We start from the raw sequence: 22,034 nt of genomic DNA on the forward strand, positions 1-22,034 counted from the left end.
AGCTAGGCGAACGCGAGGTCTCAGCACTCACAAGAGAAGGCAACGATGTCGGGGCTTCCAAGTGATTGATCGAGCGCTGCAGAGCTATGTTGCGCGCCTTAAGAGTTCGATGCGGGTTCCTTCTTTCGAACGCCACTGGCATCGAAGTGCTTAGCTGTAGTCCCAGAAAATGTATTCAATTGCAGCTGCCTACAAGCTATTCACCGAATCGGCGCAGTCATGAGGTCCGGAGAGTAACGGCCCTGAGAGACCGCTTCCGGACCACCTGGCGCTGCGGCCAGTGTTCAGCCCATCCCACAAGCCCCTTTGAAAACACGGACAAATTCGGCGGCAGCCGAACGGGGAGAATGATTTCGCGGGGGCAAGTGGCTGAGGCTACGGGATTCGAACCGTCGGAATAAAAAACTCCGGCTATGAACTTGTCTGCTAGTGTAACTCCGATATCGGACACCAGCCGGTCACCCTGTCAATGAGCGTTCAAAACTGACCCGGTTTCAGCGTTTGATTTTGACCCGTCGTTCAGAGGACAAAGCCCCCAGACGGGCCGCCTTCATATAGCGAGTCCGTCTGGGGGCTTTGCTTGCGGTGCGCTTATTTTTCTCTGCGGTTTTTGCTCTGCGCGAAGCGGTATGACGTGTTACCGGTCTCGATGAAGGCACAGTGGTGCGTGACGCGATCCAGCAGCGCGGTTGTCATCTTGGCGTCCATTGCCCGGCAGTCGAAACGAAGTTTCGATGAGAGGGGCCGAAGACCGCGACCCATTCTCCGAACTCCAGGTTGGTGGTGATGATGACGCTGGTTTTCTCGTAGAGCTTGCTGATCAGGTGGAACAGCAGTGCGCCACCGGATTTCGGGAACGGGATATATCATCGACTGGCTTTCCATCATCAAAGCTCCAGTATCTATCAATAGTCTCGGCGCGCGCATCGCTCATTGGCTTTGATCCGCCAAACCATACAGGCCCAGAAATGGCGTCGCCCTGCATAAATAGTTCCTGCCCATCGGCCCATTCGAAAAGAAACGTGTTGGCACCTATCACAAGCTCCTGAGGGGCAGTCCCGAAGGCGGCAATGGTTCTGATAATGTCGAGATCAAACATCAAATTTGGGAGCGCGTTGTCACCGAATGCAAACTCAAGGATCAGGCTATTGGTCACGACGTAGAGCTTGCCGTTGATCAAATGAACCCACTTCTCAACCTGATCGCCAGAACGCTTAATGAACGGCGCAAGAAAGACCAGTCCGTCAAACAACTTGGTTGGCAGCGCAACCCGCTCACCCTCATTTGGGATGCTGTATAGCGGTTGGGCATAGGGGCGCGTATTTGTCAGCGTCTGCAACATAGGTGCGTTTGGTAAGCCTCTGTTCGGGGACGGTTAAACGAAAAACTTTCCCAAAAGTTAACCAAACGAGGTTACCAAAGCGTTAACAGAATCAATGCGTGGTGAAACCCACGCGCGTTTGAAAAACGTTTGAAAATCACAGCACGCTAAGATTACCGCACTTCGATTTATCGTTCAATTTCAATGACTTAAATGGTGCCCCCACACGTCTTCACATTAAAGTATTATTAAATTGTTATCATTGAATAAAAAAATACATACAGCGCATCATACCCCCAATCGTACCCCCACATACTTGATCAAAGGGATCCTATCCCGTCGTCAAACGTCGAAATCAGCCGCTGTAATTTGCGAGTAACTCGTTCGACGATCCCTTTTCGCTCGAGGATTTTTGGCTTTTCGGTCAACGCGTCCACAATAGCACCTTGCAAAGGTTTTTTCCCAGTGAAGTGATACTGTTCGATCATCTGCTTAAATGCACTCGGCTCAATGTTCTCCGCTGCACAAATCTGGGCGATTGCGTTGGACTTCTCTTCATCCCAGAAACCGTTAAAAACCTCCGCAACAGATTGATCCGGTGTCATGACCGACATGTGCTGCTCAATGAATTTTTCGATAAGTTCTCGCTTGCTTCGCAAATGCCGTTCCGAACCAAGCAGATCGTAGACCATTTTCTTTTTGGCCTTGGACGCATCACGCGTTTTGGGATCAAGGCTGTCTTGTTCTGAAAATGCCTCAGACAACAGCCCCAGTATATAAGCGACATTGATTTCATCGCGTTGGATGAGCTCTAGCTCGAAATCTACTTCGTCGATGATGGACGCTGGGTCATCAGGTTTATCGACCTTAGTCTTGTCGTGAATATCCAGATATTTGCTCTTGTAGTCCTCAAAGGCTTGCGGCTCTAAGTTTAGATCATCTGCATTATATTCTGTAAAACTGGTCAAGACGTTGCGCAGGCGGATCAAATCCCTGAACGCTTGCACAAAGGTGAGTTGATCGTCTTCGGAATTCAGTTCATTTACGCTGTCGGGATCAGGCGCTATGCCCCTCAACACCTCGACCGCCTCATTAAACCGCGAAAGATAGTCACCATAAGGTGCCATTAAGATCGTTTCAATTGCGTCTTTGTTAGAAAACAGCGTGATCGCCTGATCGGTATTCGGCTTGAGGTTTCGGAAACAGACAATATTCCCCTGTGATTTCACCTGACCCAAAATGCGGTTTGTGCGCGAAAACGCTTGAATCAAGCCGTGATATTTCAGGTTTTTGTCTACATAAAGCGTGTTCAGTTTCTTGGCATCGAACCCGGTAAGGAACATGTTGACCACCAGCAGGATATCAAGGCGATCTTTGTCCAGCGCATCTTTGCGGTCACGGTTTTTCAACCGCTGACTTAGGTGATTGTAATAGGTGTAAAACCCCACGCTGTCTTTGACTGTTTCCTTGGTCTGATACATCGCGTTGTAATCCGCCACGAAACTTTCCAGCCGGTCGCGTTTTCGAACATCAACCGGCAAATCTGTGACGTTCAAATCAGGGTCGCCAATCAACCCGTCTGCATCGGGGTCCGCTTCGTTCGGGCCATAGGTAAAGATCGTGGCAACCCGCAGGTGGTGTTCGCCTGCCTCTTTCTTGCGCCGGAAGGCCTCGTAATAGGCAATCAACGCATCCACCGAACTGACGCATAACATGGCACTGAATTGCTTGTTATGGGTCTTGCGGTCGTGGTTCTGGATGATCCAATCGACCACGCCGTCGATCCTATCGGGATTGTCAAAGAACTCTTTCACGTTGATCGCCGGAACCTCTTCGTCCATCAGGCTACCGTCTTTACGTTTCAGACGCCCCCAATATTCGACCGAGAACCGCAACACGTTTTCGTCGGCAATCGCGTCGGTGATCACGTATTTATGCAGGCATTCGGCGAACAGATCCTTGGTGGTGCGCTTCCCCACCGCGTTATCGGCAAAGATCGGCGTGCCGGTGAAACCGAACATCTGCGCCTTGCTGAAAAACCGCACAATCCGCTTGTGGGTGTCGCCGAATTGCGAACGGTGGCATTCGTCGAAAATGAACACCACCCGCTGATCCTTCACAGCCTGCAATGCGCCTTCATACCGATCCCTCGAAATCGCGGTGTTCAGCTTCTGAATCGTGGTGACGATCAGCTTGGTATCGCCGCCCAACTGCCCCACCAGCGCGCGTGTGTTGTCCGTGCCATCCACCGACCCGTCCGAGAAGTGGTTGAACTCTTTCGTCGTCTGATAATCCAGATCGGCGCGGTCCACGACGAACACCACCTTATCCACCTTGGGGTTTTCGATCAGCACCTGCGCGGCCTTGAACGACGTCAGCGTCTTGCCCGATCCGGTCGTGTGCCAGATATAGCCGTTCTTGCGCCCTGCCTTGACCCGCGCGTCAATCGCCTCGACCGCGTAGTATTGATAGGGGCGCAGCACCATCAGGATCTTGTCGCTTTCATGCAGCACGATGTATTTGCTGATCATCTTGCTGACGTGGCACTTTTCCAGAAACACATCGGCAAAGGCATCCAGCTGCGTGACCAGCGTGTTGTCTTCCTCGGCCCAGAAAAACGTCTGCTTGAAATCCTGATTGCGGTTGTTGGCGTAGTATTTGGTATTCACGCCGTTGCTGATCACAAACAGCTGCACATACTGGAACAGCGCCGACTCCGCCCAATAGCTGTGGCGCTGATAGCGGTTGATCTGGTTGAACGCCTCTTTCAGCTCGACCCCGCGCCGTTTCAATTCGATCTGCACCAAGGGCAGACCGTTGATCAGCAAGGTCACGTCAAAGCGGTTTTTGTGGTGGCCTGTCACTGTCACCTGCGTCGTGACCTGATATTGGTTCTGGCACCATTCTTGCGTGTTGAGGAATTGCAGGTAAAGCGGCGTGCCATCGTCGCGGGTCAGCTGCATCCGGCCCCGCAGGGTCTTGGCCTTCTCGAACACATTGCCCTTGTCGAGGTGGTTGAGAACCTTGGCAAATTCCGCATCCGACAGCGTCACGCCGTTGTGCCTGCCCAACTGCGCGCGCAGGTTGGCCTGCATCGCGGCCATATCGGGGAGCGTGACAGGGGCATAGCCCAAGCCCGTCAGACGTGTGACCAGATCGGCCTCAAGCTGTGCTTCGGATTGATAATCGGCCATCGTCTACACCCGCACTGGTTACACAAACATCTGCTGCAACAGGCCTTTTTTGAAGGCCTCCATTTTGGTGATCTGATCGCCCACCGCCGCGATTTTGGCGTCCATGGCTGAGAGGGCCTCGGCGATTTTGGCTTGTTCGTCTGGGTGGGGGAATTCAAACTCTGACTCGGCGACTGTTTTCCAGTCCGACCTTGGCATCTTGGAACCCGCTGAAATATTGGCGAGTTGGTTGAACTGAGAACCCTGAACAAGATAGAAAAGAAAGGCGTTTGAGAGCAACTTACCGCGCAAGACCCAAATCTCGGACGAACAAACACCGTCAAAATCGGGACGTGCAAACTTTCTTAGATACGGACGAAGCTTTCCAAAGAGAACTTCGCCGGCCCTAAAGCGTGTCTTTTGGCTGAGCTGACCCACCAAGTCACTCAGGCCCACGATAGACCCCAAATTACTTTCAAGATTCTCCAGCTCGATAAGCGGTGGTTTTTCAGAGGACGTCGTCGGATTTAGTCTGTCTTTCGACAAACCAGCAAGCTCGGAAAATGGTTTGCTGTCCCAATCGGGGAAGGCAGAGCCGTCGGGTTTGGTGAAGCGGAGGGTTTGGCTGAACAGCGCCTGCATCAGCCCGCGTTTATAGCGCTCCAACCCCGCCACCCGCGCCCGCAGCGCCGCGATCTTGGCATCCACCACCCCCAAAAACGCCGCGATTTTCTTTTGTTCCAGAAGGGAGGGATGAAAAATTTTGAGTTTCTTAAATAGTGGGAGGCCAATAGTGAGTATTGTCGAGCCAACAGCCTGCCGCTCGAAAAACCCTTTTCTGATCTGGAGCCAATTATAGAGAAACCAGTTATTGAGATGGTCAGGATCATCACAAATCCAAGCGATGAAGTGCTGGCTAACGGCCATTTCTTCAGCAAGAATTGCGCTTTTTCCAACACCTGCGTCCCTAGACATGACGACAGTATCTTTAGGTAACAAAACCGCAGATGAATGCTTAACACCTAGGGCGGAGATTTCTTTGTCTGTATCATAAATGTACCCCGCATCTAATTTACTGCTATCTGCAAGCGACACCCACTTTATGCCACCATCCCAATATCCGCTTTGCTTCTTGTCAGGGGTATGACCGCTTCGTCGTTTGGTGACGCTGTCAAGAAGAGACAGACCCCACTCCCCTTCAAACTCAGGAAACCTCAACGCAGGAACATTCATACCGGAGCCTCAATCCCAAGCTCCGCACAGAACCCCGCAATCTGAGCGTCTAGATCGGCCATGCCTGTTGCGTTTGCCTTCAACTCCGCCGCGACAGCGGCCAGATCAATCGGCTCTTCCGCCTCGAACGTGTCCACATAGCGGGGGATGTTCAGGTTATAGTCATTCTCGGCCACCTCGGTCAGCGGGGCACGGTGCGAGAACCGCTCTTCCACCGCCCTGCCCCTGTAGGTGTCCACGATCTTGGCGATATCCTCGGGCCGCAAATAGTTCTGGTTCTTGGCCTTCTCAAAACAGGTCGAGGCATCGACGAACAGGATATCTTCGGGGTATTCGCGGCATTTCTTGAACACCAGAATGCAGGTCGGGATCGAGGTGCCGTAAAAGATGTTCGCAGGCAGGCCAATCACCGCGTCCAGCCAGTTGCGTTCCTTGATGATATATTCGCGAATATGCCCCTCAGCCGCGCCACGAAACAGCACGCCATGGGGCAGGATCACCGCCATCGTGCCGTTGTCGTCCAGTTGGTGCAGCATGTGCTGGACAAAGGCAAAATCGGCCTTGGACGCCGGGGCCAGCCGCCCGTATTGGCTATAGCGGTCATCGTTCAAGAGCAGCGGATTGGACGACCACTTGGCCGAAAACGGAGGATTGGCCACCACAGCCTCGAACCGTTTGTCGACGTGCTGCGGGTGTTCAAGCGTGTCTTCTTGGCGCAGGTCAAAGTTACGGTAATGCACCCCGTGCAAAATCATGTTCATCCGCGCGAGGTTATAGGTCGTGCGGTTCATTTCCTGCCCGTTGAAATCGCCCACATCAACCTCTTTGGCGACGCGCAGCAACAACGAGCCAGAGCCGCAGGTGGGGTCATAGACATTGCGCACCCGCGTTTTGCCGGTGGTGACAATGCGGGCCAGAATGGTGCTGACCTCTTGCGGGGTATAAAATTCGCCCGCCTTCTTGCCCGCGCCGCTGGCGAATTGCCCGATCAGGTATTCATAGGCATCGCCCAGCACGTCGCTGTCGGCCTTTTCCAATTCAAAGTCGATTTCATCCAGATGTGTCAGGACTTTGGCGATCAGGGTATTCTTGGCCTCTTCGGTGCGGCCCAGCTTGTTAGACGTCAGGTCCATGTCAGAGAACAGATCGTCAAAGTCATCCTCTGACTCCGTGCCCATGGTAGAGCGTTCGATGTTGTTCAGGATGCGCGCAAGGTCTTCAAGGATGAAGTTGCCCGGCTTGCTGCCGCGTTTGGCGACGGCGCTGAACAGTTCGGACGGCTTAAGGAAATACCCAAGCTCATCAATCGCTGCCTCGCCCACGGCGTCAAGGATTGCTTGGCCCTCGTCGGTCTTTTCGTCAATCTCGGCAAAGTCGATGCCATCCGCCGTCAGGATCGAGTTGGCGTAGATATAAAGCCGCTCTGACAGATATTTGTAGAATATGAACCCAAGAATATAGTCGCGGAATTCGTCGGCGTTCATCTTGCCACGAAGCGTGTTGGCAATGTCCCATAGCTTTTGTTCAAGCTTCTTTTTCTGCTCTTCGGTCATATTGCCCCCTATCGAATGCCCAGAGTTCCATTGATGGTTTATCTTTGCGCTGCGGAAAAGGCTTAAAGCGGTTTCTTAGGCCTCTTCACCAGTTCCGCCTGACGTTCATTCGAGACAGGGCAATAGGCACTGATCGTTGTGACGACGCTGGTATGGCCGATGTTTTGCGAAAACGCTTTAAAGGCCTCGCGGGTTGGATAGGCGGTGTCGGCCCATTTGACTAGGGTCTTGCGGAATGCGTGGGGCGTGAACGGGTGCAGATCGGCACGGGTGAATGCCTGTTTTGTGACTTGGCGGATCGCGTTGGCGTTCTGGTAGATATCGCGCTTTAGGCCGACAATTTGGAAACCGCCCTCAACCACGGCCATTTTCGGCGGCGGAAACAGTGGGTCATCCGGGCCGAACAATGCCTCTGACTTTAGATACACCACCCAAGCATCGAAACAGGCTTGATACTCGAGGTCAACTGGCAAGAAATAGGTGGTGATTGTCTTGGAGTTCTTGGTCTTCACTTCGCGCGCGTCCTGGTAAACGCAGCCGTCGATCATGTTGATGTGTTTCAATCGCAATGAAGCAACAGCTCCATCTCGCGCCCCGGTCAGCATCAGAAAAGCGAACATGGCTTTGTTGCGTCGCTCAATCACAGAAGTATCGGGCATGTAGTTGAAAGCGTGGCGCGCTTGTTCCATCGACGGATAAGGCGTTTCACGTACTGTATGGGCGATGCGCGCGCCCTTGGAGTCCATATTGAAATAGTCGGCATCAGAATGCCGGATACGGCTTTTGTACCCCGCCTGATCGGCCAGCCAAAATATGAACCCCTTGTTCGCGGCCAGAACGCTAGAAATCGTGGATTTCGACAGAGGCTTTCCGGTTGTCTTGCTGACTTCTGAATTAATGCGGTCATGGAACTTGATCGCGTGTTCGAGGCGAAACCGTTTGAAGCTGTCATAGTTGGTACTGGCCTCGAACCGCAGTATACCTTCAGCCGCCTTATGGACTGTGCTTTGGTCTTTGCGCTTCGCTACCTTGAGATATTGCAGATAGCGGCGCTTGATCCGTTCGTTTTCTTCGTTGATTTTCCGCATGGGGCGGCTCCTGAATGTAAGTGTAAGTTTTCGAGAGGTGTGCTGGTATCAGTTAGGCGTCGCTGTCTGGCCCTTCTCTGATCACGAATGCCCTCTCGAAATCAGAGAGCCGCGCCGTCGAGATCATCCGCGTATTGGTGCCGCCGCAGTGCTCACAAATGCCCTTCAGAAGCGACGTTGGCACCGTCAAGGCTTGGATGGTTACGAGGCTGTTCAAGGGCCGACGACCACAGCCGCAGGACGGGCAAAACAGTTGATCGGCATCTAACGGGCGTTTTGCCGATTTGTATTTGGCGCGCAGGTATTCGCGGATCGCGGCCCCGGAGATCAGATAAGGTTTGCGCGACGACATCACTGGAAGGCCATCCTTGATCCAGTTTCGGATTGTCGCTGGTGTTTTGCCCAGTGCCAATGCGGCCTCACCAATCTCATACGACATGGCGGCCTTTACCGACATCGGGTTGGCGCGCTTACTCATTTTCGCCCCCCTCAAACAAGGCGCGGATATCGTCGACCTTCCAAACCGTCGTGCGCGGTCCAAGTTTTAGAGGTTTCGGAAACCGTCCGTCTTTTACGCCCTGCCACCAAGTCGATTTCGACACGGGGATTGGGCCATTGGGGGCTAGGACTTGGGATAAGCGGACAAGCCCAGTTCGGGGGAATGGGTGTTTGTTCATTTTCGTTTTGCCTGGTCTGTTTAAATCCAGCCAAGATTTACGCGGTCAGAACCCTTTTGTATCGGATCGGGCTAACTTGCAGTCGATGAAATATAGTGATCTGATAATAAAGGGCTTTAGTGGTTTTGATCGTTAAGAGATCAAGTTTTATCCCTGCGCCAATCGTCTGAAATAAAGGATGCGCCGACGCGAAGGTATTTCAAAACCGTCTCGTCAGTGATCTGGATTCCCATACTCGCGGCAAGGTCAACAATCTCCTTGGGAACTGGGCTACGTTTTTCAGCAGGGGCGTACCCAAAATATTCAATGGCCATGGCTGTGAACAATTGGGATATCGTGTCGACTTCTCGTCTATGAGTTTTTTTTGGTACCTCTGTGCCTGCAACGTCCGGACCATCGCTTGCACTGTTACAGTAGTGCGAAGTGAATTCTGGATGCACAGGCAGGTCGACTAATCTGAACCAGTCGAACAGTTCAAGCGGCATAATTCTCCCTTTTCTGAGCGCGTATGGGAATTGCCGTACAAACTGGTCACGACGCCTGATCAGATATTGGATTGGTTGCCAAAGCGATGTGCCTTTTTCGTACGCCTCTTTGAGCGCTGATAATTCGTCATCCCCGAAGTGCTTTGGCTCCACCCCAAATGACAACAACAAGGCCTCGTTGACCGTGAAATAATTGACCTTCGCCCAATAATCAAAATCTGCACGAAAATTGGGGTGGCCAAAGCCACCAGCGACATCCGGCGGTCGAACTCTGTGCAACTTTTTGATTTCTTCCCGCAGAAAACCCAACCAAGTAGCAGTTTGCTGCATTTCACGCATTGGGTTTGGATCATATAGGAAACCCGTTAGCCACACTTCGTCTTGAGCGTTCAGGAAAGCCTCAAGTTCGGCTTTCAGCTCAAACACTCGACTTTCAAATTCGTCGAATAATTTGCTTCCATCAGGGCCAATGCAAATACCAAACTTTGGCTTTTCCCAACGCGCGAGTTCTCCTAATTTTCCTGCAAGGGCTCTAGTAAGAATTGCTTCCCATTGATCGGCAGTAAGTGAACTCATAATGCATCCTATCGAACTCAATAGGATCAATTTGCCCTTACATCATCCAAATATCCAGCCCACCAACCCGCAAGCCTTATACGTTCGTCCCAATGCTCGCCCCGCGCATAGGCTCGGCGGACTTCGTTTTTCTCGACATGGGCCAGCGCGCGTTCGATTGCGTCCGGGTTCCACAGCCCACTTTCATTGGCCAAGGTTGAGAATGAAGCGCGAAACCCATGCGCGGTCATTTCTTCGCCGGAATACCCCATTCGACGCAAAGCTGCATTCAAGGTGTTTTCGCTCATTGGACGATGCCAAGACCGTAGCGACGGGAATAAATATTCGCCCTCGCCCGTGATCGGACGCAATTCGTCGAGCAGGGCCAAAGCCTGATCCGGCAACGGCACAGAATGGTCGCGGCGCATTTTCATTTTGCCCGCAGGGATCGCCCAGACCTTTTCTTCAATATCAAACTCTGACCATTTCGCATGGCGGATTTCGCCGGGGCGTTGAGCGAGCAACGCCAACATCTGCAATCCGATGCGCGTGGTCGCTTGCCCATCGAACAACTCAATCTCGCGCAGCAACTGGCCTAACGCCTTGGGGTCGGTGATCGCCGCGCGATGGACGCGGGTTGGGCGGATCAAGGCATCGCGCAAGGCATAGGTTGGGTCAGTATCTGCAATGCCGCTGGCGACCGCATACCGGAACACCGATCCTATCCGCGCGCGTAGGCGGTGCGCGGTTTCATAATTCCCCTTCGCCTCGACCTTTCGCAGTGTTTTTAGGATCATCGGTGCGGTAATCTCAGAAATCGGTTTACGTCCAAAATCCTTGTTTGCCAGTCGCAAGTGATACTCTGTCTTATCCAAGGTCGCCTTGGTCTTCCCTTCTTTGCGTTGCTTGTCCAGAAACGCGACACCGATCTTGGCAAAGGTCTGGCCCTTGGCCTCCAATCGAACCCGCTTTTCCTCTTGCTTGAATTCGTTCGGGTCAATCCCTTCGGCAAGCTGCGCCTTCGCGCTATCCCGAGTTTTTCGCGCTAGAGCGAGGCTGATCGCGGGGTAGTCCCCAATCACAAGGAGTTTCTCTTTTCCATCGATCCGATATTTAAATCGCCACGACTTCGCACCACTGACCTTAATAAGAAGAAAGAGGCCCTCAAAATCGCTGACTTTGTAGGCTTTCTCTTTCGATTTCAGATTCCGAATCTGTATGTCGCTTAAAGGCATTCTGGGGGTACGCTCGTTTTTCGATTTTCATCGTACCCCCAAGTATACCCCTTTTCTGGGGGTACGTAGCTGGATGACAAAAAACAGCATTGGACAAACGATCTCGACACAGCCCTTATAAACAAGGCTTAATCGGATGTCACTGGACTTTAAAATATGGTGAAATGGTGCCCCCACACGGACTCGAACCGCGGACCTACTGATTACAAATCAGTTGCTCTACCAGCTGAGCTATAGGGGCGTACCGCGCGAGGTAGCACTGCCTTAAATAAATCTCAAGCAAGCAATTGAAAAAAAATCGTCTTCGGGCTGGCTCGGGGAACGGCTGTCGGTCCTGCAAATCGCTGACCGGGTCAAACCACGGCACTGCGCAAAACATCACCCGGTTGGAACAGTGGAAAATTGGAGCGGGCGAGGCGATTCGAACGCCCGACCCTAACCTTGGCAAGGTTATGCTCTACCCCTGAGCTACGCCCGCTCGGCGTGTTGCCTGTAACGTCGACATCTTACGTTTCCCGTGGGGTGTCCGATCTTGCGACCGGTGGGAAAATTGGAGCGGGCGAGGCGATTCGAACGCCCGACCCTAACCTTGGCAAGGTTATGCTCTACCCCTGAGCTACGCCCGCTTCCTTGGGTGAGGCGTCAGATATAAACTCTGGCCGTAAGCTGCAAGAGGAAAATGACCTCTGGCGGCAAAAATCTACTCTGCGCAGCGGGAGGGTCAGATCAGCGCATGACCCAGATTGCCAAGGGCTGCCAGCACGATCATGGCCATGGTCAGAACAATGCCCAATTGCCGCATCCACACGATCTGCGGCCGGTGACCGAAGCCATAAGCATGCAGGACGCGCGCCCCGAGCAATGCCCCCCCCAGAACATGCACCGCCCAGCCCGGTGCGCCCTGAATTTCGGAAATCCCCAGCAGGATCAGACCGATCGGCGCATATTCGGCGCAATTGGCCTGACTGCGGATCGCCTTGATCAACGCGGGATCGCCGCCATCGCCGACCGAAACCCGTGCCTTGAACCGACAGCGGATGACATTGGCGCTCAGCGTGATGAAAAGAAGGCCCATAAGGCTGGCATAGATGGCCGTGATGGCAAGCATGTTATCCTCCGCAAATCGTTCGCGCCCAAGGTGACGGTCTGTTGGAATAATGCAAGCCGCGCCCGGGGTGACGTTGGATCACATAGCGGCCAAAACCATGGGCAAATATTGACGCGTCTCGGACCATCTTAGCGGTCTGACGGGTGATTGATCCCATCGGCCCAAGGCACATCGCCCAGGTCGCGCGGGTTGACGCCTTCGATACAGGCCACGTTCACGCCGTATTCATTGGGGTTCGACCGGCGCTGATGATGGGTATAGATACCGCAGGTCTTGCAGAAATAATGTTTCGCGGCACCAGTGCCCCAAGTGTACAGCGTCAGGTTTTCCGCCCCTTTCACCACCTCGATCCCGTCCAAAGGTGCCGAAACCGCGATGGCACCGCGCCGCCGGCAGAAGGAACAATCACAGCGTCGGGCGGTGTTGAACCCGTCGCTCAACCGCACCGACAATTCTACCGCGCCGCAATGGCAGGTCAGTTTCAAGGGATCGGCGGTCATTTTCGTCTCCTCACGCGGGGGATCTGGGTCGGGGTCAGTTCATAGCGGGTCTCGGGATGGGGCGGACGTCCTTGGTTCTGGTTCCAATACCGGGCACCGCCCTGACGCAGCCAGATCGGCAAGGTCAGCACGAAACCGGCAATGAAGCCGCCCGCATGGGCCCAATAGGCCACCCCCCCTGCCATGGCATCAGCCCCGGTTCCAGATACCAGCTGAAGCAGGAACCAAAACCCCAGCATGACCCAGGCCGGAACCGAAAAGATCCGAATGAAGATGATGAAAATGAACAGGATATCGATCCGTGCCTTGGGGTATAGCAACAGATACCCCCCCATCACCCCGGCAATCGCCCCCGACGCGCCCACCGTGGGCACATCCGAATAGGGCGCGGCGATGACATGGGTCAGCGCCGCCGCCAATCCCGACGCAAGGTAGAACAGCAAATAGCCGATATGGCCCATCTCGTCTTCCAGGTTGTCACCGAAGATCCACAGGAACAGCATATTTCCCGCCAGATGCATGAAGCCGCCATGCATGAACATGGTGGTGAACAGCGTGATCATGTCCTGCCCCTGCGCCACCCGGGCGGGGATCAGCGCCCAAGTGTCGAAAAACGACGCCAGCGCACGCTGATCGGAAAACAGCCCGACATAGCTGAAAAAGACCAGCACATTCACCACGATCAAGGCGTAGGTGACGTAGGGTGTGCGTTCGGACGGGTTATGATCGCGGATTGGTAACATGGAGGGACGATTTCGGCTTTTACGGGCGGCGTCAACCACGCAAAGATCCCGGCGCAGGCTGACGTGACTTGATCAACAGCGGTTTTGCGCCATCCTTATTGGCATGAACCGTCTGATCGCCCTTGTTTTCCTGTTCTTTGCACCGATGGCGTCGGCCTGTCCCGATGCGCCGGACCATTCGGTGGCAGTGAACGATCTGTTGCAGCGCATTCAGGACGCACCGAACGAATATCAGGCGCGGTTAATCAGCAATCAACTGTGGGCGCTGTGGGCCGATGCCCCGGACGAAGCGGCACAAGCGGTGCTGGATCGCGGCATGGGCAAGCGGCGCGCCTTCGATCTGATCGGTGCGCTGGAAGATTTCGACCGGCTGATCGCGTATTGCCCCGATTATGCCGAAGGCTATAACCAGCGCGCCTTTGTTCGCTTCCTGCAACAAGATTACGACCGCGCCTTGATCGATCTCGATCGCGCGCTGGCCCTGTCGCCGACTCATGTGGCGGCGTTGACGGGCAAGGCGCTGACGCTGATCGGTCTGGGCCGGAACGAAGAAGGTCAGGCCGTGCTGCGGTTGGCGGTCAACCTTAATCCATGGCTACCGGAACGAAATCTTCTGCAAACCCCCAAGGGCAAGGAACTTTGATCATCGATCCACTTTACACCCCGCAAGCTTTCGCTATTGTCCCGGCACCAAACCGGCGCGGGCGTGATGGAATGGTAGACATACCAGACTTAAAATCTGTTGGGGCGTAGCCCCGTGTGGGTTCGAGTCCCACCGCCCGCACCACTTTTACACATTATCTCATTGTTTTTATTATCTTTTATAAATGATATATGCCCATAACCCCCCAGCCACCCCCCCAGGCAACATTCACTAGGGTATCAATCTGTTTCGGAAAACCAGACCGATACACTTTGACAAATCACGTCAGCATAAGCGCCAGCCACTTGCCAATAGCGTGACCGATTTCCTTGCCGAAGATCATGTCGATGATCGAAAGCGCCATCGAGACGGACCACGCGAGCCATACCGGAAACCAGCCGCCGAGGTTGAACAGCCAAGCGCTACACAACAATCCTAGCTTCGAGCCATTTTCGAAATTCAGTTTCTTGCATCTTAACTTTCAATATTCAGGCAGCGACTGCCGCATCGTTGACGCCTCTTACGATCCGAATGATTTCGGCCGCATGACCCTTCTCAAAGACACCAGCAATCCCGAGGTCATCGATGTCCGAAAAGGGGCTCTCATAGAAAGTCTTGGGTTCGGGGGCATTATCCACATCAGTGTAAGGGGGTCATTTTTGGACGCAGATCACCCCGCTACGGGGTCAAAATTGCATGCTTGTTCACAGTCGCTCGCGAAGTGCCAATGTTGCCCCTGCAAGTAGGGCGGGTTCCGGACCTTCGCTGCGCTTGGAGCCAAGGTCTGCTGAGCGGGACAAAATGAGCTTCGCTGCATCTGCGCTAAAGTCCGGTTAGCTGCTTCTCGGGCGACTGCGGTCTTAGTTCGTCAGGTTTGAAACCAATGATGCAGAGCCCCATCGATGCCGCTCTGCTGGCTCCCAGTGGCGGAATCTGTCGTCATAGCTGAATCATTTTCAACAAAGCCCGACGGAATGACGCATGGTGCGCGTATAAATATGATAACAATCGCATTGGACCCATCATGAAACCGACCTTCGCCATTTTTGCTCTGTGTTCGCTCTGCGCCACTGCGTCAGGCGCTGAGACCTTTTCATCCGACGTTTGGGCCGACAACTGGTTCGAGATGCGTATCGATGGCACGCAGGTCGCCCAGGACAGCGTACCAATCACGACAGAGCGGTCCTTTAATTCAGAAAGTTTCACGTTCAAGGCCGAGCGGCCTTTCGTGGTCGGAGTTGTGGCAAAAGACTTCAAAGAAAATGATACTGGTTTGGAATACATAGGAACGGGACGCCAGCAGATGGGCGATGGTGGGCTGATCCTTCAAATCCGGAATGCCGCAGGACAGACCGTGGCTGCCAGTTCCGCAGAGTGGACATGTAAGGTCATCCACACGGCCCCCTTGGACAAATCCTGCGAGGTGTCCACAAATCCTGTCGCTGGCGAAGGTGCTTGCACATTTGACGCGATAGAAGAACCGGATGGCTGGGACACGGCATCCTTTGATGCATCAGAATGGCCGCAAGCCAGCGTGTTTAGCACCCGCGAGGTCAGCCCCAAAGATGGCTACGACGACATCAACTGGGACCCAAAAGCTGAGCTGATCTGGGGACCCGATCTTGAACAAAGCAATACCGTCTTGTGCCGCATTACTGTCAAATAAACCGTAGAATAAGAATGCGAACTATGAACCGCACAATGAGCCTTCTGGCCTGTTCAATTTTCGTTGCCGTCGCCAATCCCGCACTGGCCCACGACGACCACTGCGATGCCGTGGCCGCCTCTGTTGCGGATGCGGGCTTCGCTGCCAGCGTCACCGTGACTTGCACCGAAACGCAAGCCATTCTGACATCCGACACCTATCCCGATCATGACATGATGACTGGCATCGTGGGCACCAACGAACAAGTGCCCGTTCCCGCCGAATATCCCGCACCTGTCGTCCTCAATCCTGTCTTTTCGGGCAAGCCACTGACACGCGATGCGGCGCTCGGCGTGGCGGTCAACGGCGTGCCTATTTACGACTACACTGGCGGCGGTGAAATGTCGGAAGCTGATCTGGCGCATCATCAGGCACAACACGACACGCTGCAAACTGGTCAGTTGGACGTGTGCGGCGGGCACGCAGGCCGTGGCGACGACTATCACTATCACGTCGCGCCGACTTGCATGATCGCGCAAATGGCCAATGCGGGACCAGAAGCAATCATCGGCTGGGCGTTTGACGGTTTTCCGATCTACGGCGACACAAACCCCGACGGCACCACCATCGAAGGTGGTGTTCTGGACGTTTGCAACGGGCAAACCGACGACACATTCGGCTATCGCTACCACACCTCCCAAGAAGCGCCCTATATCGTACAATGCCTGATGGGTGAGCTGCCGAACTTCAATGATTTGCCGCGTGTACGCCCCCTGTCAGCCGCAAGTGGCGGCGGCGCACAACCAGGTCGGCCGCCTCAAGGTGGCGTCCAAAATCTTGTGTTCACGCAAAGCACCGATGGCAGCCGCAGCATGGACTACAGTTATCAGGGCGAAGATTACTATATCCGCTACAGCCCCTCAGCTACGGAGAACTGCTACGACTACTCGACCAAAACCGTGACCAATGATGGGGACGTCATGGAAGGGGAATTCTGCCGATGACACGTGCACTTCGCCTGTCTGGACTTGCACCGATGCTGCTATGCTGCATCTGGACTGGTGCCGCTATCGCCCAAGAAACATTCACGCTGACAAGTCCGGCCATTGAAAGCGGCGGTGATCTGCCAAGCGATCTCAAATGCAGCCGCGATGGGGGCGATGGCCTCTCGCCCCCGCTCGCATGGTCAACCGTTCCCGAAGGGACGCAGAGTCTCGCAGTCATCATGCACCACTATCCGCGCGGCAAGTTCCCGGGCACCGACGTTCCCAGCCAATACTGGCTCTTGTGGAACATCCCTTCAGACACAACCACCATTCCGCGCGGGAACCCAACCTCCATCGGCGATGAAGGCGCGGACAAAGACGAGAGACGCACAGGGTATACGCCACCTTGCTCACCACCCGGAGCACGCCACGAATACACCATCACGCTCTACGCGCTGAATTCGGCCCCAGACACACTGCCAGCCAACGACAGCCCACAGGTATATTGGACCGAAATGACACAGGCCATCGAACCGCTCGTCATATCGTCCTCATCATTCACATTCTGGAACTAAATCGCGCCTACACCGGACGTTCGCGGCGATCCAGAAAATCTGTAAAGTGGGCTCGAACCGGCCTCTCGCTGAGAGATGCTCCAACGGCATCTTTGCGCAGAAAGCGGAGTTTGCAAGGTTTGAACGTTGTGCCAAAGCGGCCGTTGGGCAAGGATGCAGCTAACGACAGGTCTGAGCCCCGACTCGGCCATTGTGATTTAGTGCTGCGCGCGCACGCAGCACCAAAAATGCGGCGTGAGCGAAAACCGCCATGCCGTCGCGCGGCGAGAGAAAAGGCCATTGGCGCGGCTCGCAGCAAGGATCGGGCGTCAAATTCACAGTTCGCTTAGACGAAGTCGCCATTCGGCAAAGAGCCAGGTGAAGGCCTCCTCCGCGACGCTTTGCTGACCTTCAGAACTGCATGCACGCGAAATGCACGCCCCGGGCACCTAGAGTCCTGGACAAGCTAACGGATTGGTCCGGTCCTCCGATAGCTTCGCGATCTCGTGATTTCTGGTGCGAACCGAGACTTCAACCGAAAGATCACTTAGGGCGCCCCGACCTCCTGAAAAACTGCCAGAGACCGGCACGACCTGGTGAATGTCCCGGCCAACTGCAACTGGCACAAGGTTCTGCGAGCCGACGCTCCGGTTGGTTGGGTCGAAGGCGATCCACCCTGCGCCGGGCAGGTATATCTCAACCCAGGCATGGGTAGACCCGGTACCTGCGGACCCGATAAGGCTGTCTTCTTGATTGGACAGGTAGCCGGAGACGATGCGAGCCCCAAGTGCAAGCTTGCGGGCCGCCTCTGCAAGCAGCACCGCGAAATCGCGACACGAGCCCCATCCCCTTTCGAGAGTCTCGTTGGGCGACTGGGTACCTTCGTCATCTCGGCTCTGATAGGAAATCTGCGTGAACACGCCGTTGCTGATGTCCTTCAGCAGAGACAGCGTGTCGGTCGGGCGCGCCATGACAAAGCCCTCGATCCATCTGGCAAGGCGGCCATCGACGTCATCGTATTGCGGCACCGTCAACGCACCTAGGTCCGTCCATTCGTCGGCGGCGTAGACAAAGGGGTATTGGGCGGCCGAGGCCGCGATGGCAAAGACCGGCCAGACTGGCGCGGTCAGTTCCACGCTGGCGCGGCTTTCGATCACCAGATGATCTGTCGGACCGTCAAAGATGGCGGTGGCGATGGCGTTGCCGGCCACATCATGCGCCCAGGTAACAGCTGCCGTCGGCGTAATGGACAGATCGTGCGAGAAAAGACGCAACTCACGCGTTTCGCGTGGACGCAGCATTAGCCTGTGCGGTCCGAGAGAGACCGCCTGACGGTATCGGTAGGTTGTAGTGTGAATGATGTGGCGGCAGGCCAAAATTTGGGGGTCCAGTGTGTTTCGAGCAAGACTTCACGCAAGTCGATGCGGATCAGCGGCGGCGCGATGACCCGGAGCTATCGGGCACGGCGTTTCGCCAGGCGTTCAATCCCTTGCGGCGCCTGCAAATCCGCTCTCCGAACCCTTCGCTCCAGAACAGGGTTTCGCACCGCAGGCATTGGCGTTCCTGCGGAACGTCGCGCCGGGCCCTTACGGTTACGGTGTATGGCATCGCGCCTTCGGCCATGGCCCCGCCCGACATCAAATCTGTCCCGCTAAGTGGCGGCTGCGCGATCGCGACAGCGTTTCCGATCTTGAAGGCATTCCTTCGTTTTCGGCGGCCCGGATTGACGCATCGTCCCGCGTTCTTTGGGTGGTCGTCGCCGACGCCGGCCCATTCAGATCGGGATCAGGCGTCCCACGCTCAGAATAGAGATGTCGCAGATGTGCTTCGGAGACGCCATCGGCCTCCATCACGAGGCGCACCATCGGGTCAGCCAGCATTTCCTCGAGGAAGAAATTGGACATCGCCTTACCCGTCAGCTTGTCCCTCGCACGTGCGTGGTCCAGGTCGGCAAGTGAAACGGTCAGTGTCCGCACAAGTCCAGGATGCGATGTTCGGGGGTGAAGCTTTACAAGGACGGAGGCCTTCCAGGCTGCGGGATCCTCTTGATCCGGTGGCGAAACCAACTCCGTTTCGATCTCGTACTCTCCTGCCGGGAGCGTCTCGGCAAAGCCTGGAACGGTGAACGGCCGGACGAAAACCGCAACGGTCCTGCTTGTCAGATCTTCCATCGGCGTAATCCTCTCCCTTACTGTTTCTGTTGTTGGCGCGCTCCATGAGAATGGGGCGCGCATCCTGCGCAGGCCTCAAGATGTCTCTTGTTTCGCTGGCGCTTCCTTGCCGGCGGGCTTGGTCTCGTTCTCTTCGGAAGGGGTCTTTGCAGGCTTCAGCTTCAATGCGGCCGCAGCCCTAGCGGTCAGGTCCTTGAAGGACATGTCATCATTCCTTTGATTGGCCGACGCCAACGCCTCATCCATGACGGACCGGAAGGCTTGGGATCGGTTCTATATATGGGGACTGGCCACTCAATTTACGACGGCGCACTTCGAAGAAAATCAAAGTCAGTTAGGCCAATTCATCGGTCCAGACCTTGAATTCCGTCAAAATGTTGTCCCCGAATGTTTGGGTCAAAGGCACATCGGCGGCATCGCGGCCACGCGCGATCAGAATTCTCGCAAACCGTCACCATAGCTGGGCGCCTGAGCATCCTGCGGTATCAGCCCCGTGGCCGCCCCGGCAAAAGCGGTGCGATCTGGGCCGTGCTCGCGATCATCTTGGTGCTGTTTCAGATGTTTACCTCAACGATGACGACACCTGGCTGAGGATCTCCCACCAGCAAACCATGGTGGCCTGAGTGCCGCGGTGTCATTCGACCTGCCGGACGCGCTGGGACTAACCTGCGTCAGTGCGGAGGTGCGTTGATATCGGCTAGGTGAGATGTGCCCGCCGAATATTTGGTAAGGCATTTTTTTTCGAGTACCCGAGAAGCATGCGGGCGTGTCAGACCTCAAAAGGTCAGCATGTCGGCACGCTTCTTATTCTCGGAACGTCCATGAAAGGACATTCCCAATGACTCCCGAACAAACAAAAACCGCCGACAAGATGAAATCCGTCAAGGCCACGTGGGACAAGGCGCCCGCTGGTCCGAAGAAGGACGCCGCTCTGAAGCATTACCAGGCGGCCGATAAGGCGAACACGGCGAAGAATGATGTCGAGACCAACAAGGAACTCGATGCGGCGACCCACGCTCTCGCGTGACCGCGCGCGTCTGACGTGATCACCGGGGCCGCCTGCCAAACAAGGGAGGGCGGCCCTCTTATTTCAGGAGCGGTCCGGTCTGGTCCAGATATGCCGGATCGAACTCGGCAAGGTCCACCAGCCCGCCATAATCGTGAAACGTCACTTGTCCGTCCCGAAAGGTCACCAGTCCACTCTCGCGAAGCTGGCGCAGGACGCGGTTTACATGGACCGCGCTCAACCCCAGCGTATCGGCGAGATGATACTGCGTCAGCGGGCATTCGAACCCTTCCTTGCTGCCCATGCCGACCAGCGCAAGCCTCGATCCCAGCTCCAGCAGGAAGTGCGCCATGCGGGCGTCCGCATCACGCCGACCGATCCCGACGAGGTGCTCCACGACCATCGCCTCGTCCCTTGACGCCGCCCAGAGTATTGCGGTCGCCAAGCGAGGGGTCTGCGCGAACGCTTCCAATAGGTCGCTCGTCAGCACTTCGGCGGCCTCGATGTCCACGATGGGTTCGAAACTGTGGTCCGAGGTGCGCAAGAGAACGCTCCGCAACCCCAGAAAATCCCCCGGCACCTGGAAATCCACGATCTGCCGCGTCCCGTCGGCCTGCAGCTTGTAGGAACAAACCCAACCCGCGGACAGGATATAGGCGGCCTGAGCCGACTGGCCCTGATGCACCATATCGCGCCCCGCGACAAAGGTTCGACGACGCTGGTGCAGTCGTTCAAGCACGGCCAGCTCGACATCAGACAAAGCGACGAAGGCCGAGAGCTTGCGGGTCAGAGGGCTGTGTTCAACTGATGTCATGGGGCCTCCCGGCGTGTCGTGACCCAAGAGCGGAAATCGGCCCGGACACTGCTCTGGATCAGTCCAGCATAAGGCGATTCCTGCGAGAAGTACGGATGTATTTGAACCTCATCTTTCCCGGTTCACGATGCCAAGAAAGGAACCCCGGATGTCCACGGCGAGCGAACATGCAGGCCAGGCCGCCCTATCGATCTGCGAGGCGCTCCTGCTTGCCTTGGACCTGTCGCGGTTTGATGCCGCTCCTTTGATAGCATTTACTGCAACAAAGGAGACGAACTATGGGCACAGGAAGAACGGATGAATTCCGCAAAGACGCGGTGCGAATTGCGCTGACCAGCGGGCTGACACGGCGACAAGTTGCGGATGATCTGGGCGTTGGGCTTTCGACGCTGAACAAGTGGGTGAACGCGCACCGTGGCACGGATGTGGTATCTCCCGAGGATCGCGNGCTTGCGCTGGAGAACGAACGGCTTCGGCGCGAGAACCGCATCCTCAAGGAGGAGAGGGACATCCTAAAAAAAGCCACCCAGTTCTTCGCGAGCCA

Annotated in this window: 23 protein-coding genes, 4 tRNA genes and 2 pseudogenes; 7 read left to right on the top strand and 22 right to left on the bottom strand. The window is 55.3% G+C overall.

Going from position 1 to position 22,034, the window contains the following annotated elements; genetic code table 11:
- Positions 1 to 591 precede the first annotated feature (591 nt).
- The 16 genes and pseudogenes from TG4357_RS19075 to TG4357_RS10145 form a co-directional block, all read right to left on the bottom strand.
- Positions 592 to 866 (bottom strand): annotated as a pseudogene (locus TG4357_RS19075) (ATP-binding protein); the annotation flags it as partial.
- Complete coding sequence (locus tag TG4357_RS19700; RefSeq protein ID WP_058262772.1) at positions 821 to 1,342, bottom strand: hypothetical protein; 522 nt, start codon at positions 1,340 to 1,342, stop codon at positions 821 to 823. The pseudogene TG4357_RS19075 and the gene TG4357_RS19700, both read right to left, overlap by 46 nt.
- A gap of 299 nt (positions 1,343 to 1,641) precedes the next feature.
- The gene (locus TG4357_RS10085; RefSeq protein ID WP_058262773.1) at positions 1,642 to 4,515 is read right to left on the bottom strand and encodes a type I restriction endonuclease subunit R; all 2,874 of its coding nucleotides are present in this window, start codon (positions 4,513 to 4,515) and stop codon (positions 1,642 to 1,644) included.
- Between the two features lie 18 nt (positions 4,516 to 4,533).
- Entirely contained in the window at positions 4,534 to 5,727 is a 1,194-nt protein-coding gene (locus TG4357_RS10090) for a restriction endonuclease subunit S (RefSeq protein WP_058262774.1), read from the bottom strand.
- Positions 5,724 to 7,280 (bottom strand): type I restriction-modification system subunit M, encoded by a 1,557-nt coding sequence (locus tag TG4357_RS10095; protein ID WP_058262775.1) that lies wholly within the window; start codon positions 7,278 to 7,280, stop codon positions 5,724 to 5,726. The genes TG4357_RS10090 and TG4357_RS10095 overlap by 4 nt, the downstream gene beginning before the upstream one ends.
- 62 nt (positions 7,281 to 7,342) lie before the next feature.
- Positions 7,343 to 8,368 carry a site-specific integrase gene (locus TG4357_RS10100; RefSeq protein WP_058262776.1) on the bottom strand — a complete coding sequence of 342 codons (1,026 nt, stop codon included), beginning with the start codon at positions 8,366 to 8,368 and terminating at the stop codon, positions 7,343 to 7,345.
- Positions 8,369 to 8,420: 52 nt separating this feature from the next.
- Positions 8,421 to 8,846 carry a helix-turn-helix domain-containing protein gene (locus TG4357_RS10105; RefSeq protein ID WP_058262777.1) on the bottom strand — a complete coding sequence of 142 codons (426 nt, stop codon included), beginning with the start codon at positions 8,844 to 8,846 and terminating at the stop codon, positions 8,421 to 8,423.
- Positions 8,839 to 9,045: a helix-turn-helix transcriptional regulator gene (locus TG4357_RS19080; protein WP_074647093.1), complete on the bottom strand. Its 207-nt coding sequence runs from the start codon at positions 9,043 to 9,045 to the stop codon at positions 8,839 to 8,841. Before TG4357_RS19080 ends, TG4357_RS10105 begins: the two co-directional genes overlap by 8 nt.
- A 140-nt stretch (positions 9,046 to 9,185) precedes the next feature.
- On the bottom strand, positions 9,186 to 10,106 hold the full coding sequence (locus TG4357_RS10110; protein WP_058262778.1) for a hypothetical protein: 921 nt from the start codon (positions 10,104 to 10,106) through the stop codon (positions 9,186 to 9,188).
- Positions 10,107 to 10,132: 26 nt separating this feature from the next.
- On the bottom strand, positions 10,133 to 11,320 hold the full coding sequence (locus tag TG4357_RS10115; RefSeq protein WP_058262779.1) for a tyrosine-type recombinase/integrase: 1,188 nt from the start codon (positions 11,318 to 11,320) through the stop codon (positions 10,133 to 10,135).
- Between the two features lie 165 nt (positions 11,321 to 11,485).
- A tRNA-Thr gene (locus TG4357_RS10120) sits at positions 11,486 to 11,561 on the bottom strand.
- A 162-nt stretch (positions 11,562 to 11,723) separates the two neighbouring features.
- Positions 11,724 to 11,798: transfer RNA gene (locus TG4357_RS10125), tRNA-Gly, on the bottom strand.
- A 73-nt stretch (positions 11,799 to 11,871) separates the two neighbouring features.
- A tRNA-Gly gene (locus TG4357_RS10130) sits at positions 11,872 to 11,946 on the bottom strand.
- Between the two features lie 95 nt (positions 11,947 to 12,041).
- Positions 12,042 to 12,428 carry an MAPEG family protein gene (locus tag TG4357_RS10135; RefSeq protein WP_058262780.1) on the bottom strand — a complete coding sequence of 129 codons (387 nt, stop codon included), beginning with the start codon at positions 12,426 to 12,428 and terminating at the stop codon, positions 12,042 to 12,044.
- A 128-nt stretch (positions 12,429 to 12,556) separates the two neighbouring features.
- Positions 12,557 to 12,928 (bottom strand): GFA family protein, encoded by a 372-nt coding sequence (locus TG4357_RS10140; RefSeq protein WP_233487473.1) that lies wholly within the window; start codon positions 12,926 to 12,928, stop codon positions 12,557 to 12,559.
- Entirely contained in the window at positions 12,925 to 13,671 is a 747-nt protein-coding gene (locus TG4357_RS10145; protein ID WP_058262781.1) for a rhomboid family intramembrane serine protease, read from the bottom strand. Before TG4357_RS10145 ends, TG4357_RS10140 begins: the two co-directional genes overlap by 4 nt.
- A 103-nt stretch (positions 13,672 to 13,774) precedes the next feature.
- On the opposite strand from TG4357_RS10145, the gene TG4357_RS10150 reads away from it, so the two are divergent.
- Positions 13,775 to 14,314, top strand: a complete 540-nt coding sequence (locus TG4357_RS10150; protein WP_058262782.1) for a tetratricopeptide repeat protein — start codon at positions 13,775 to 13,777, stop codon at positions 14,312 to 14,314.
- A 57-nt stretch (positions 14,315 to 14,371) separates the two neighbouring features.
- A tRNA-Leu gene (locus TG4357_RS10155) sits at positions 14,372 to 14,458 on the top strand.
- Between the two features lie 136 nt (positions 14,459 to 14,594).
- Here the strand turns inward: TG4357_RS10155 and TG4357_RS19495 are convergent.
- Positions 14,595 to 14,744 (bottom strand): hypothetical protein, encoded by a 150-nt coding sequence (locus tag TG4357_RS19495; RefSeq protein WP_158509067.1) that lies wholly within the window; start codon positions 14,742 to 14,744, stop codon positions 14,595 to 14,597.
- A gap of 594 nt (positions 14,745 to 15,338) precedes the next feature.
- Between TG4357_RS19495 and TG4357_RS10160 the strand changes: the two genes are divergently transcribed.
- The 3 genes from TG4357_RS10160 to TG4357_RS10170 are packed head-to-tail and all read left to right on the top strand — an operon-like array spanning position 15,339 to position 17,520.
- Positions 15,339 to 15,980, top strand: a complete 642-nt coding sequence (locus TG4357_RS10160) for a hypothetical protein (RefSeq protein WP_058262783.1) — start codon at positions 15,339 to 15,341, stop codon at positions 15,978 to 15,980.
- A 35-nt stretch (positions 15,981 to 16,015) separates the two neighbouring features.
- Entirely contained in the window at positions 16,016 to 16,963 is a 948-nt protein-coding gene (locus tag TG4357_RS10165) for a YHYH protein (protein WP_233487475.1), read from the top strand.
- Complete coding sequence (locus TG4357_RS10170) at positions 16,960 to 17,520, top strand: YbhB/YbcL family Raf kinase inhibitor-like protein (protein ID WP_074647089.1); 561 nt, start codon at positions 16,960 to 16,962, stop codon at positions 17,518 to 17,520. The genes TG4357_RS10165 and TG4357_RS10170 overlap by 4 nt, the downstream gene beginning before the upstream one ends.
- Positions 17,521 to 17,948: 428 nt before the next feature.
- Here TG4357_RS10170 and TG4357_RS10175 read toward each other — a convergent pair whose 3' ends face one another.
- The 4 genes from TG4357_RS10175 to TG4357_RS19930 form a co-directional block, all read right to left on the bottom strand.
- Positions 17,949 to 18,875 (bottom strand): transglutaminase family protein, encoded by a 927-nt coding sequence (locus TG4357_RS10175; RefSeq protein WP_058262786.1) that lies wholly within the window; start codon positions 18,873 to 18,875, stop codon positions 17,949 to 17,951.
- A gap of 52 nt (positions 18,876 to 18,927) precedes the next feature.
- Complete coding sequence (locus tag TG4357_RS10180; RefSeq protein WP_058262787.1) at positions 18,928 to 19,137, bottom strand: hypothetical protein; 210 nt, start codon at positions 19,135 to 19,137, stop codon at positions 18,928 to 18,930.
- Positions 19,137 to 19,670 carry a hypothetical protein gene (locus TG4357_RS10185; RefSeq protein ID WP_058262788.1) on the bottom strand — a complete coding sequence of 178 codons (534 nt, stop codon included), beginning with the start codon at positions 19,668 to 19,670 and terminating at the stop codon, positions 19,137 to 19,139. Before TG4357_RS10185 ends, TG4357_RS10180 begins: the two co-directional genes overlap by 1 nt.
- 75 nt (positions 19,671 to 19,745) lie before the next feature.
- The gene (locus tag TG4357_RS19930; RefSeq protein WP_267886194.1) at positions 19,746 to 19,874 is read right to left on the bottom strand and encodes a hypothetical protein; all 129 of its coding nucleotides are present in this window, start codon (positions 19,872 to 19,874) and stop codon (positions 19,746 to 19,748) included.
- Between the two features lie 634 nt (positions 19,875 to 20,508).
- Here TG4357_RS19930 and TG4357_RS10195 point away from each other — a divergent pair.
- Entirely contained in the window at positions 20,509 to 20,697 is a 189-nt protein-coding gene (locus tag TG4357_RS10195; RefSeq protein ID WP_058262790.1) for a hypothetical protein, read from the top strand.
- Positions 20,698 to 20,755: 58 nt separating this feature from the next.
- Here TG4357_RS10195 and TG4357_RS10200 read toward each other — a convergent pair whose 3' ends face one another.
- Entirely contained in the window at positions 20,756 to 21,490 is a 735-nt protein-coding gene (locus TG4357_RS10200) for a Crp/Fnr family transcriptional regulator (RefSeq protein ID WP_058262791.1), read from the bottom strand.
- Positions 21,491 to 21,768: 278 nt separating this feature from the next.
- Between TG4357_RS10200 and TG4357_RS10205 the strand changes: the two are divergent.
- Positions 21,769 to 22,034 (top strand): annotated as a pseudogene (locus TG4357_RS10205) (transposase); the annotation flags it as partial.

This window comes from Thalassovita gelatinovora (assembly GCF_001458355.1).
Taxonomy (GTDB): domain Bacteria; phylum Pseudomonadota; class Alphaproteobacteria; order Rhodobacterales; family Rhodobacteraceae; genus Thalassobius; species Thalassobius gelatinovorus.